Raw genomic sequence first — 11927 nt, 5'->3', positions numbered from 1 at the left:
CCCGGGCAGTCAGTCGCGGACGTAGTAGCTGCGCGGCGTGCCGTCGAAGCGGCCGGAGCGCATGCAGCACTTCTTGAAGCGCCGCCGCGAGCCGCACGGACAGAGGTCGTTGCGGCCGAGCTTTTCGACGAGCTCCACGTCTCCCGTGCACCACGCGCAGACCGCGCTTCACGCGCGTCTCGCTCGGGAAGCCCTTGCGGCGCCCTTGCGGCGCTTACTGGTGGGCTCGAAAGCAGGGTGTGTCTTCGTGAGACTCTCGGCGTGCCATGGCGACACCTCGGCCCGATCTCAGGGCAGGGGTAGATAGCCCACGTCCGGTCAAGTTCGCCACTCACACGTCCGAATCGAAGCTGCACACGAGCTGCGAGTCAGGGAGCTGGCGCGAATGACTCTTCCCGACGATCGGATTTCGGCGCTCGAGGAACGGCTGGCGCGCATCGAGGCGCGCCTGGGTATCTCGGGCGCTCGCCCGCAGCCGGCTGCCGCAGCGCAGCCCCCGGCTTCGGCCGAGCGGCCACACCCGGCCCCACGGCCCGCGCCGCGGCGTGTGCCGGGGCCCGGCATCGGCGCCACGCAGGTCCTGGCCTGGGCCGCGAGCCTGGCCTTCATCCTGGCCGCGACCTACTTCGTGAAGCTGGTCTACGACGCGGGCTGGCTCACGCCCGAGCGGCAGATCGGCATCGCGTTCATCGGCGGCCTGGCGCTGATCGGCGCCGGGCTCAGGCTGGCCGAGCTCGACCGCAAGTACGCTGCCTACCTGCCCGCCGCGGGTGTCTCGATCCTGTATCTCGCGCTGTACGCGGGTCAGACGATGTACGACCTGTGGCAGCCCGGCTTCGTGTACGGCGCGATCGCCGTAGTCACGTTCACCGCCGTCTGGCTGGGCCTGCACTTCGAGAACGGCGTGTACTCGCTGCTGGCCATCGTGGGCAGCTATCTCGCGCCCTTCCTGGTGCACGGCGCAGGCGGCGCGCTCGAAGACGTGGTGGCCTACTTCTCGGCCTGGAGCGTGCTGTTCTCGGTGCTCGCGGTGTTCGAGGGCCGGCGACTCACCTACCTGCTCGCGCTCGTCTTCGCGCTGGTCGGGTTCGACATGCTGTTCCGCATGCTCGATCCGGTGCACCGCGCGTGGACCACCGCGCTGCTCTACCAGCTGTCGCAGTTCGCGGTGTTCTCGGCCGCGGCCGTGGTGTTCTCTGTGCGCCACCGCGAGCCGCTGACCTCCGAGGGCGCGGCCGTGCACGGCCTCGCCCTGTTCTACTTCTACGGCGTCGAGTACGCGCTCTTGCACGAGAACCTGCCCGAGTGGGCGCCGTGGCTCGCGCTCGCGAGCGTCGTGGTCGTGATCGCCCTGTATCTCGCCGCGCGCGCTGCGCTCGGCCCGCGCGTGAGCTCGGCTCCGGCCGCAGTGCTGGTCGCGAGCTATGCGTCGCTGGTCACGGCGCACGTGATGTTCTTCGAGCTCGTCCCCGAGGCCTACACGCCCTGGCTCGCGCTGCTCCTGCCGGCGATCTCGCTCGCGCTGTGGAGCGCCGACCGCACGCGCGCGCTCGCGGCGCCCGTGGTGATCGTGTCGACCATCCTGTTCTCGTTCGAGCTCGGGCGCCTGTTCCTCGAGCACGAGCACGGCAGCGCGATCCCGTACGCCTCGGCGCTCTTGTGTCTGTACGCGGTCGTGCTGTATCTCACGTACGCCTGGTTCCGGCGCGGCCGCGGCACGGACTCACTCGCGCCCCTCTTGCTCTACGCGGGTCACGTGACGCTCCTGACCGCGTCGACGCGCATCTTCGACAGCGGCTTCGTCGTCTCGATCGTGTGGGCGGTCTTCGCGCTCGCGCTCCTGCTCTACGCCGTGCAGCGCGAGGAGCGCACGGTGGGCCAGTCGTCGCTCGTGGTATTCGCGGCCTCGGGCCTGAAGGTGCTCTTCTACGACCTCTCGGGCCGCGCCACGCTGCTGCGCGTGCTCACGCTCGTGATCCTGGCGGTGAGTCTCTACGCGGGTGGCTGGCTCTACCAGCGCATGGCGCCGCCCGACGAGCGCTTCCACCCCGACCGCGAGGTGAACGCGCAGCTCAACCTGATCCGCCGCCTGCTCGGGCAGGGCCTGACCAACGAGGGCATCGCCGACGAGCTGGCCCAGCGCGGCATTCCGTATCTCGGGAGCGCCGGCAGCTGGAGCGCCGAGGTGGTGCAGCGCCTGCGCGCAGACTACCCGCTCGGCTGAAGGCTCCGGCGGATATACTCGCTCGCGCATGGGCGAGCCCGATCCATATTTCCTGGGCTACCGGCGAGCCGAGCAGGAAAGGCTCGAGCGCCAGGCTGGCGAGCTCGCCGGCGAGTCCGAGGCCCTGTTCGCCCGCATCGGGGTCGGCGCAGGTTGGCGCGTGCTGGAGATCGGCTGCGGCCCGCAGGGTTGTCTGGGCCTGCTCTCGCAGCGTGTCGGCGCATCGGGCCGAGTCACTGGCATCGAGCGCAGCGCGGAGCAGGCCGACACCGCACGGCGTTTCGTGGCCGCGCACGGTCTTGCGAACGTCGAGCTGCTCTGCGCCGACGGCCGCGCCACCGGACTGCTCCCCGCAAGCTTCGATCTCGTCACCGCACGCTTGGTGCTGGTGAACGTTCCGGAGCCCGAGGAGATACTCGCCGAGATGGTGCGGCTCACGAAGCCGGGCGGAGTGATCGCGCTGCACGAGCCCGTGGCGTCGGCCCAGCGCATCGACCCACCCCACCACGCGCAGGACCGGCTGCTCGAGATACTCGATGCCGTCTCGGTCAGGGAGCGCACGGACCGCAACATCGGTCTCCGGCTCCCGCGCATGCTGCGCTCGGCGGGGGTGCGAGACGTCGAAGTGATCCCACTGGTGCACGTGTATCCGCCCGCTCACGGGCGCCGCTACCTGCTGCTCGACTTCGTCGAGAACGCGCGCGGCCGGATCCTGGAGTACGGCCTGCTCGCCGAGCCCGAGCTGCGCGAGCTGACCTCGGAGCTGCGCGGCCACCTGGACGACCCCGGGACACTCGTGGTCTCCGGCCTGTTCTTCCAGGCTTTTGGCAAGCGGGCGTAGCAGGAGGAAGGCCGAGCTGTTGCGCGAAGGCAAGCTCTGAGCTCAGCCCGCGGCTGGACGCAGGATCTCTCTCAGCTCGTCGGGGTGCACCGGCTTGACCAGGTGCGCGTCGAAGCCCGCTTCCTCGGTTTGCCGGCGGTCTTCGTCCTGACCCCAGCCGGTCAGCGCCACGATCCGGACGTCGCGCCCCCACGGCTCCTTGCGGATCCGGCGACACACCTCGAGACCCGACAGTCCGGGCAGGCCGACGTCGAGCAGGAGCAGCTCGGGGCGCAGGCGCTCGGCCGCCTCGAGCGCGGCCGGGCCGTCGTTGGCCACGTGCACGTCGTGGCCGTCGAGGCGCAGCAGCATGGCGAGTGACTCGGCACTGTCCTCGAGATCGTCGACCACGAGCACCCGCCGCGCAGCAAGCGGCGCGTTCGCGGTCTCCGCCCGAGGCGCTGCCACCGGCAGCGCGGCCGGCTTCGCCAGCGGCAGGCGCACCACGAACTCACTCCCGAGGCCCGGCCCGCCGCTGTGTGCCTCGACCCGCCCGCCGTGCATCTCGACCAGCTGCTTCACGATCGTGAGTCCCAGGCCCAGGCCGCCCTGAGTGCGCCCGGGATTCTCTTCGAGCTGCGCGAACAGCTCGAACACCTTGGGCAGCAGGTCGGGCGGGATGCCGACGCCGTTGTCGCGCACGGTCACTTCGGCCAGCCCGTTCCAGCGCCGGGCGCGCAGCTCGATCCGGCCGCCACGGTCGGTGTACTTGTTGGCGTTGTGCAGCAGGTTGCCGAACACCTGTAGCAGCCGGACCGGATCGCCCATCACCTCGAGTGACTCGCCGCCGTTGTCGAATTCGAGCGCGTGCCCGGCCTCCTCGGCGCTGGGGTACGCCGCCTCCACGGCCTGGGCGAGCAGCGGGCGAAGGTCGACCCGCTGCGTGCGCAGCTCGAGCCGGTTGCGCGTGATGCGCGCGATGTCGAGCAGGTCGTCGACCAGCCGCTCCATGTGGGTGATCTGCCGGTCGAGCATGGTGCGCGCGCGCTCGAGCAGCCGCCCGTCGCTCGCAGGGCGCTTCAGCACTTCGAGCGAGTTGCGCACGGGCGCGAGCGGCCCGCGCAGCTCGTGCGCGAGCGTGGCGAGAAACTCGTCCTTGCGCCGGTCGGCGTCGCGCAGATCGGCCATCAGCCGGGCCACGCGCTGCTCGGCCTCGCGCTGGGCGCTGATGTCGCGCGCGATCTTCGAGACACCCACCACGCGGCCGCGCTCGTCGAGCACGGGCGACACGCTGAGCGACACGTGCACGGTGCTGCCGTCCTTGCGCTGGCGAACGGTGTTGAAGGGCTCGATGCGCTGGCCCGCGTGGATCTGCCGCAGGATGCCGTCCTCCTCCGAGAGCCGGTCCTTCGGGATGATCAGCGAGATGTGGCGGCCTACGGCCTCCGTGGCCTGGTAGCCGTACAGGCGCTCGGCGCCGGCGTTCCAGGTCTGGATGACTCCCTGGAGTGACTTGCTCACGATGGCATCCTCGGAGGAGCTCACGATCGCGGCGTGCAGGCGCGCGGCGTCGAGCCGCTCCGAGACCTGGCGCTCCTCGGCACGGCGCATGGTGATGTCACGGAACACGATCACGCAGCCCTGCGCGCGGCCGTCGACGCCGCGGATCGGCGCGGCGCTGTCGTCGACCTGCAGCTCCAGGCCGTCGCGGCGGATCAGCAGGGTGTGACCCGCGAGCCCGGTCACCCGGCCATCGCGCAGCGCGCGCAGGACGGGGTTGGGCGCTGCCTCGCGGGTGGAGTCGTCCACGATGCGGAACACGGCGTCGATCGGCTGGCCCACGGCCTCGAGCTGTCGCCAGCCGGTGAGCGCCTCGGCCACGCCGTTCATCGAAGTGACTCGCCCGCGCAGGTCGGTTGCGATCACGGCGTCGCCGATGCTGGCGAGCGTGATGCTGACCAGCTCGCGCTGCTCGTGCGCCTGCCGCTGCGCGCGGCGCATCAGCTCGCCGAAGCCGATCACCAGCGAGCAGGTGACGAGATAGGCCAGGGTGCCGATCACTTCGACCGGTGTGTTGAACGAGATCGTGGCGCGGGGAGCGACGAACAGATAGTTGGCCACGAGCACGCCCAGCACGACCGATAGCAGCGCCGGTCGCCAGCCGCCGAACCAGACCGCTGCGGCGACCGCGCCGTAGAGCGTGACGAGCGGGCGCGCGTCGCCGAGCCACGGGTCGGCGAGCTCGCGCGCAGCGATCGCCAGTGCGGTGGCAGCGACCGCGACCACGTAGCCGTGGGCCGGGTGACGCGCGGAGATCATGGGGAGTCCGCTGAATCTACCAGTTGCGCGGCCTCAGCGGTAAGCGGCGAGCACTCCCGCGACGACCTGCATGGGCACCTCGCCCTGCCTGGGTGAGTCGTACAGGCCCGCCGTGGTGACGATCACGGTGCCTGTTTCGCGGTCGAGCACGATGCGCTGCCCGCCGTTGCCCGACGCGACCGGGAGCTGCCCGATCCACCACAGATAGCCGTAGCCGGTGGCGCCCCCGAAGCCGGCCGGCAAGGTGACCTGCGCCTCGAGCGAGGCGCGCGCGTAGTCGGGGGGCACGATCTGGCGGCCGGCGAAACGGCCGCCGTCGAGCATCATCTGGCCGAAGCGCGCCATGGCGCGCGGCGTGAGCCGGAGGCCCGAGGCCGACACGATCACGCCCGACGGGTGCTGGACCCACTCGGCGCGGGTCACTCCCAGAGGACACCACAGCTTCTCGACGGCGTAGCGGTCGAAGGGCACGCCCGTCGCCTGCTCGACGACCTGCGCCAACACCACCGGCAGGCTGCCGTTGTAGGCGAAGGCGGCGCCGGGCGCCGCCACCGGCCGGCGCGAGAGACCGTAGGCGAGCGGATCGGCGGCGAGCCACAGCCCGTGCTCGTCGTTGCGCGGGTCGTAGTAGGGGTGAGTGAGCTCGTCCCAGGCGAGGCCCGCGCTCATGGTGAGGGCGTGGCGCAGCGTACGGCCCGCGAGCGCCGACTCCCGACCGCGCGCGTGCACAGGGAAGAAGCGCGCGATCGGCGCGTCGAGATCGGGGAGCGCGCCCTCGCCGTGCGCAATCCCGACCAGCGCCCCCACGACCGACTTCGAGACCGAGCGCACGTCGTGCAGCGCGCCGGCGTCGAACGTGGCGGGCTTGGCCGGCTCCGCCCACAGGGCGTCCTCGCCCGCGAAGTAGCGCTCGAAGGCGAGCTTCCCGCCGCGCACGACCAGGAGCGCATGCACGTTCTCGAGCTCGCGCCGCTCGATGCGCTCGGCGACCGACTCGAGCGCGCCGGGATCGAGCCCGGCCTCGGCCGGAGTCACTCTCGGCCACTCGGCGGGCTCCGGCAGGCCCGGGCAGTCACTCGGCCCCCGCTGCCAGCCGACCCGGTTCAACGCCGCGCCCTCACCGGCACCCAGATCTCGATCGTGCCCTTCGCCTCGCTGGCGTCGAAGCCGGGCGGGTAGCGCTCGAAGTCCATGCCCACCGGGTACTCCCAGTCCGACGACGGGAGCCAGGTGCCGAAGATCCAGCGGTAGGTCGGCGCCAGCTCCGTGTGGAGCGGCAGGCTGCGCACGCGGTGCGCGAACACCGCGTAGGTCTCGGGCGGCAGCGTCTCGGCGATCGCGCCCGCCGGCAGCCGTCCCACGCGCGACACCGGCACGCCCGCCACGTAGTCGAAGCTGCCTTCGGTCTCGTCGACGTTGAGCGACAGCCCGTGGCCCGAGTCACTCGCCACGTGCGGAATGCGGCTCACCAGCTCCCTGAACCGCCCCCAGAGCGCCGGGATCCGGTCGCGAGTGTCCTCTTCGATGCGCTCGCGCACGCCCACCACCGTGAACGCGTCGAGCTCGCGGATCTCGGGCTGCGGTGTGAGTCTCTCGCGCAGGTGCGCCAGCTCCTGCGCGTCGATCGGCCGGCGGAACGGCGCGCTCCAGGTGACCGGGCGCGCGCGGAACGCGCCCGGCGGCCGGCCGAAGGTGCGCTTGAACGCGCGCGTGAAGGCCTCTTGCGAGTCGTAGCCGCAGTCGAGCGCCAGATCGACCAGCCGCAGCTCTCGAGCCCCGTCCGCCAGGCGCTCCGCGGCCACGGTCATGCGCCGCCGGCGCAGATAGGCCGCGAACGGCTCGCCGGTCAGCGCGCGGAACAGGCGCGAGAAGTACGGCGGCGAGAAGCCGGCCTGCTTGGCCACGTCGGGCAGCGACAGCGGCGAGAGCAGGTGCTGCTCGATGTACGCCACGGACCGCAGGAAGCGCGCCTGGATGGTCACCCCGGCGACGTTACCGCGCGGGGGCTGCGGCGTCTTGATCGGATTTGACGGGGCCGCGCGCGGCCCGGGAGCTCAGTCCTCGTGACTCTTTCCTGCCGCGATCTCGGCGGCCAGCGCCATGGCGTCGCTCACCGCTTGGCAGTCGTAGGAGGTGAGGCCGCCCTGCATGATCATCTTGCTCCAGCGCTTGGCGCCCATGGTCGCGATCGCGCTCGCGCCGTGCACGTTGATCACGGCGACCACGCCGTTGTCCTTGGCGATCTGGATGCAGTCGCTCTCGATCCACGCCAGGTCGGCCTGGCTCGGCACGCCCGGGGTCGGCGCCGTCAGGTTCACGATCCACGACTTGCAGTGCAGGCGGCCGCACTCGGTGAGCCCGCGAGTCACCGCCTCGCGGAAACAGTGCGCGGACAGATCGGACCAGGTGGCCATGCACGCCTTCACGTCGGGGTGATGGGTCACGGTCACCGCCTTGGGAACGCTGAACAGCGTGAAGCTCTTCGACATCACGCCGCCTTCCCTGCGGCGACCTTGCCCGCCAGCTCGAGCGCATCGGCGAGTGACTTGCAGTCCCAGGTCACCATGCCGCCCTGACTGGCGCCGCGCGTCCAGCGCTTCGAGCCCATGGCGGCGAGCGCGCTCTCGCCGTGCACGTTGATGACCGCGGTCACGCCGTTGCGCTTGCCCAGCTCGACGCCCTCGCTCTCCATCCAGCGCAGGTCGGCCTGCGAGGGCACGCCCGGGTTCTGGGTCAGGTCGACGATCCAGGTCTTGGCACCCACGCGCCGGCACTCGTCGGAGCCGCGCTTGATCGCGGCCACGCACTCCGAGTTGCAAAGTGACTCCCAGTGGGACACGACGGCGCGCACCTCGGGGTAGTGCACGCACTCGACCACCTTGTCGATCCGGAACAGCGACACGCCCGCCATGGCCGACTCCTTCCTGTCGGGGAAGCATCGGCCTGCCCGAGCGGTTACTTTTGCCGCGCGACCGCCGCCAGCAGGGGGGTCCGGTCGAAGTACACCACGTTGCGGTAGATCAGCCCGCCGCGCAGCTGCACCGTGCACACGCCGTCGACCTCGACCACTTCCTTGCCCACCGGGATCGTGGCGTGCCAGCCGTTCAGGAAGCCGTCCTTCAGCGGCTGCGACCCACGCTGCGTCCAGCGCCAGTCCGGGAACCTCTTCAAGAGCTTGCCAAAGTAGGCCAGCAGCGCCGCCCGCCCCTTGATGCCCGGCCAGAGCCCCGGGTCGGCGTAGAAGGCGTCGTCGGTGTAGAACGAGACCAGCACTTCGGGCCGGTTGCCCGTCCAGGCGGGCAGCCACTGGTCGGCGAACTCTCTCGCGTCCCTCGTGTCGAGACCTTGGAAGTTGATCATGACCCGAAGCTTCGATCCGCCCGGCGCGCTGCGCTGTGAAGCATTCCTCAGCCGGCGCGAATTTTCCGCTGCGCAAGGCGCCGGGCGATGAAGAGGAGAATGGTCCGGGTCTCGCACTGACTGCGCGCGACGAGTGCTGCGGCGCTCGGAAGACGGCGGGTTTTCGGCGTGACAGCTGCAGTTTCTACAAAGCGGTTGCGGAATTTTCCGAGCCTCCGTTTCCGTGCGCACCGGTCTGGACTCTCTGCTCCCCTCGTCGGATTGACCAACCCCCAACGGCCATCGCCCTCGCTGGGGAGCAGAGATGTCTAGCCCGACCCCGAGCGACTCCCCGACCCCCCGCAAGCGGCGCGCGCGCGAGAACGGCGCCACGAACGGGTCCGCTCCCCACGCCTCGCCTTCCGATCTGCGCGAGCTGCTGCGCGCGCTCGATGCGGTCCGCGACGGTGACTTCTCCGCGCGCCTGCCGACCGACTGGGCCGGCCTCGAGGGCAAGATCGCGGACCGCTTCAACGAGCTCGTCGCGCTCAACCAGGACCTGGCGAGCGAGCTGGCGCGCGTGGGCGAGGTGGTCGGCAAGGAAGGCAAGACCCGGCAGCGCATGCGCGTGATTCGCACGCGCGGCGCGTGGGCGGCCATGCAGGCCTCGTACAATCAGCTGATCGACGACCTGGTGCGGCCGAACGCGGAGGTGACTCGCGCGATCGCCGCCGTGGCGCAAGGCAACCTGCTCCAGACCGTGGAGCTCGAGGTCGACGGGCGCCGGCTCGAAGGCGACTTCCTGCGTTCGGCAGCGATCGTGAACACCATGATCCAGCAGCTGGGCGTGGTGACCTCGGAAGTGACTCGCGTGGCGCGCGAGGTCGGCACCGACGGCAAGCTCGGCGGCCAGGCGCACGTGCCCGGCGTCTCGGGCGTGTGGAAGGACCTGACCGAGAGCGTGAATTCGATGGCCTCGAACCTGACGGGCCAGGTGCGCAACATCGCCGACGTGACGATCGCGGTCGCGAACGGCGACCTGTCGCGCAAGATCACCGTCGACGTGCGCGGCGAGATCCTGCAGCTCAAGGAAGCCACCAACACCATGGTGGACCAGCTGCGCTCGTTCGCCTCGGAAGTGACTCGCGTGGCGCGCGAGGTCGGCACCGAAGGCCGGCTGGGCGGCCAGGCCGTGGTGCCCGGCGTCGCCGGCACCTGGAAGGACCTGACCGACTCCGTGAACGCCATGGCCGGCAACCTGACCAGCCAGGTGCGCAACATCGCCGAGGTCACCACCGCGGTCGCGCGTGGCGACCTGTCGCGCAAGATCACCGTCGACGTGCGCGGCGAGATCCTCGAGCTGAAGAACACCATGAACATCATGGTCGACCAGCTGAACGCCTTCGCCGGCGAGGTGACTCGCGTGGCGCGCGAGGTCGGCACCGAGGGCAAGCTGGGCGGCCAGGCCCAGGTGCCCGGCGTCGGCGGCACGTGGAAGGATCTGACCGACTCCGTGAACTTCATGGCGTCGAACCTGACCAGCCAGGTGCGCAACATCGCCGAGGTCGCGACCGCGATCGCCAACGGCGACCTGTCGAAGAAGATCACCGTCAACGTGTCGGGCGAGATCCTGTTGCTCAAGGAGACGCTCAACACCATGGTCGACCGCCTGAACGCGTTCGCGAGCGAAGTGACTCGCGTGGCGCGCGAGGTCGGGACCGAGGGCCGGCTGGGCGGCCAGGCCAAAGTGCTGGGCGTGGCGGGCACGTGGAAGGACCTGACCGACTCGGTGAACTCCATGGCGAACAACCTCACCGCGCAGGTGCGGAACATCGCCGAGGTGTCCACCGCGATCGCCAACGGCGACCTGTCCAAGAAGATCACGGTCGACGTGTCGGGCGAGATCCTGCAGCTCAAGCAGACCATGAACACCACGGTCGACCAGCTGAACGCGTTCGCCGCCGAAGTGACTCGCGTGGCGCGCGAGGTCGGCACCGACGGCAAGCTGGGCGGCCAGGCCCAGGTGCCCGGCGTGGCAGGCACGTGGAAGGACCTGACCGACTCGGTGAACTCCATGGCGACCAACCTCACGGCGCAGGTGCGCAACATCGCCGAGGTCGCCACCGCGGTCGCGCAGGGCGACCTGTCGCGCAAGATCACGGTCGACGTGCGCGGTGAGATCCTGCAGCTGAAAGAGACCTTGAACACCATGGTCGACCAGCTGAACGGGTTCGCCGCGGAAGTGACTCGCGTGGCGCGCGAGGTCGGCACCGACGGCAAGCTGGGCGGCCAGGCCCAGGTGCCCGGCGTCGCGGGCACCTGGAAGGACCTGACCGACAACGTCAACTCCATGGCGTCCAATTTGACCGCTCAGGTGCGCAACATCGCCGACGTCGCGACCGCGATCGCGAACGGCGACCTGTCGAAGAAGATCACGGTCATCGTGTCCGGCGAGATTCTGCAGCTGAAAGAGACGCTGAACACGATGGTCGACCAGCTGAACGGCTTCGCCGGCGAAGTGACTCGCGTGGCGCGCGAGGTCGGCACCGAGGGCAAGCTCGGCGGCCAGGCGCACGTGCCCGGCGTCGGGGGCACGTGGAAGGACCTGACCGACTCCGTGAACTTCATGGCGTCGAACCTGACCAGCCAGGTGCGCAACATCGCCGAGGTCGCGACCGCGATCGCCAACGGCGACCTGTCGAAGAAGATCACCGTCAACGTGTCGGGCGAGATCCTCTTGCTCAAGGAGACGCTCAACACCATGGTCGACCGGCTGAACGCGTTCGCGAGCGAAGTGACTCGTGTCGCGCGTGAGGTCGGCACCGACGGCAAGCTCGGCGGCCAGGCTCAGGTGCCCGGCGTCGGCGGCACGTGGAAGGACCTGACCGACTCCGTGAACTTCATGGCGTCGAACCTGACCAGCCAGGTGCGCAACATCGCCGAGGTCGCCACCGCGATCGCCAACGGAGATCTCTCCAAGAAGATCACCGTCGACGTGCGCGGCGAGATCCTGCTGCTGAAGGACACGTTGAACACCATGGTCGAGCAGCTGCGCTCGTTCGCGGGCGAGGTGACTCGCGTGGCGCGCGAGGTCGGCACCGAGGGCCGGCTCGGCGGACAGGCCGTGGTGCCCGGCGTCGCCGGCACATGGAAGGACCTGACCGACTCCGTGAACGCCATGGCCGGCAACCTGACCAGCCAGGTGCGCAACATCGCCGAGGTCAC

At 70.2% G+C, this 11927-nt stretch carries 10 protein-coding genes; 3 read left to right on the top strand and 7 right to left on the bottom strand.

Translation table 11 applies throughout. The features are described 5' to 3' along the window. Positions 1-9: 9 nt before the first annotated feature. Positions 10-138 carry an SEC-C metal-binding domain-containing protein gene (locus VMR86_06025; protein ID HTO06598.1) on the bottom strand — a complete coding sequence of 43 codons (129 nt, stop codon included), beginning with the start codon at positions 136-138 and terminating at the stop codon, positions 10-12. A gap of 247 nt (positions 139-385) precedes the next feature. Here VMR86_06025 and VMR86_06020 point away from each other — a divergent pair, with 247 nt between their 5' ends. After that, positions 386-2224 (top strand): DUF2339 domain-containing protein, encoded by a 1839-nt coding sequence (locus VMR86_06020; protein ID HTO06597.1) that lies wholly within the window; start codon positions 386-388, stop codon positions 2222-2224. 28 nt (positions 2225-2252) lie between these two features. Then, positions 2253-3065, top strand: coding sequence for a methyltransferase domain-containing protein (locus VMR86_06015; protein HTO06596.1), 813 nt, complete (start codon positions 2253-2255; stop codon positions 3063-3065). 42 nt (positions 3066-3107) lie between these two features. Here VMR86_06015 and VMR86_06010 read toward each other — a convergent pair whose 3' ends face one another. The 6 genes from VMR86_06010 to VMR86_05985 all read right to left on the bottom strand — a co-directional run bounded on the left by VMR86_06010 (position 3108) and on the right by VMR86_05985 (position 8723). After that, a complete protein-coding gene (locus tag VMR86_06010) occupies positions 3108-5363 on the bottom strand; it encodes a PAS domain S-box protein (GenBank protein ID HTO06595.1) in 2256 nt (751 codons plus the stop codon). A gap of 33 nt (positions 5364-5396) precedes the next feature. Next, the gene (locus VMR86_06005; protein HTO06594.1) at positions 5397-6470 is read right to left on the bottom strand and encodes a serine hydrolase; all 1074 of its coding nucleotides are present in this window, start codon (positions 6468-6470) and stop codon (positions 5397-5399) included. Beyond that, positions 6467-7345: an AraC family transcriptional regulator gene (locus tag VMR86_06000; protein HTO06593.1), complete on the bottom strand. Its 879-nt coding sequence runs from the start codon at positions 7343-7345 to the stop codon at positions 6467-6469. The genes VMR86_06005 and VMR86_06000 overlap by 4 nt, the downstream gene beginning before the upstream one ends. 72 nt (positions 7346-7417) lie before the next feature. Beyond that, positions 7418-7855: a hypothetical protein gene (locus VMR86_05995; GenBank protein HTO06592.1), complete on the bottom strand. Its 438-nt coding sequence runs from the start codon at positions 7853-7855 to the stop codon at positions 7418-7420. Next, positions 7852-8274, bottom strand: coding sequence for a hypothetical protein (locus VMR86_05990; GenBank protein HTO06591.1), 423 nt, complete (start codon positions 8272-8274; stop codon positions 7852-7854). Before VMR86_05990 ends, VMR86_05995 begins: the two co-directional genes overlap by 4 nt. A 44-nt stretch (positions 8275-8318) precedes the next feature. After that, positions 8319-8723: a nuclear transport factor 2 family protein gene (locus tag VMR86_05985; GenBank protein HTO06590.1), complete on the bottom strand. Its 405-nt coding sequence runs from the start codon at positions 8721-8723 to the stop codon at positions 8319-8321. Between the two features lie 304 nt (positions 8724-9027). On the opposite strand from VMR86_05985, the gene VMR86_05980 reads away from it, so the two are divergent. After that, on the top strand, positions 9028-11927 hold a 2900-nt coding region (locus VMR86_05980), incomplete at its 3' end, for a HAMP domain-containing protein (protein HTO06589.1).

Source organism: Myxococcota bacterium (assembly GCA_035498015.1).
Lineage (GTDB): Bacteria > Myxococcota_A > UBA9160 > SZUA-336 > SZUA-336 > VGRW01.
This window is presented reverse-complemented; position numbering and strand designations above follow the sequence as displayed.

Excerpts from the sequence above, each read along its gene's own strand:
- VMR86_05990 (HTO06591.1), bottom strand. The coding sequence starts at position 8,274 with ATGGCGGGCGTGTCGCTGTTCCGGATCGACAAGGTGGTCGAGTGCGTG.
- VMR86_06020 (HTO06597.1), top strand. The coding sequence starts at position 386 with ATGACTCTTCCCGACGATCGGATTTCGGCGCTCGAGGAACGGCTGGCG.
- VMR86_06015 (HTO06596.1), top strand. The coding sequence starts at position 2,253 with ATGGGCGAGCCCGATCCATATTTCCTGGGCTACCGGCGAGCCGAGCAG.
- VMR86_05985 (HTO06590.1), bottom strand. The coding sequence starts at position 8,723 with ATGATCAACTTCCAAGGTCTCGACACGAGGGACGCGAGAGAGTTCGCC.
- VMR86_06010 (HTO06595.1), bottom strand. The coding sequence starts at position 5,363 with ATGATCTCCGCGCGTCACCCGGCCCACGGCTACGTGGTCGCGGTCGCT.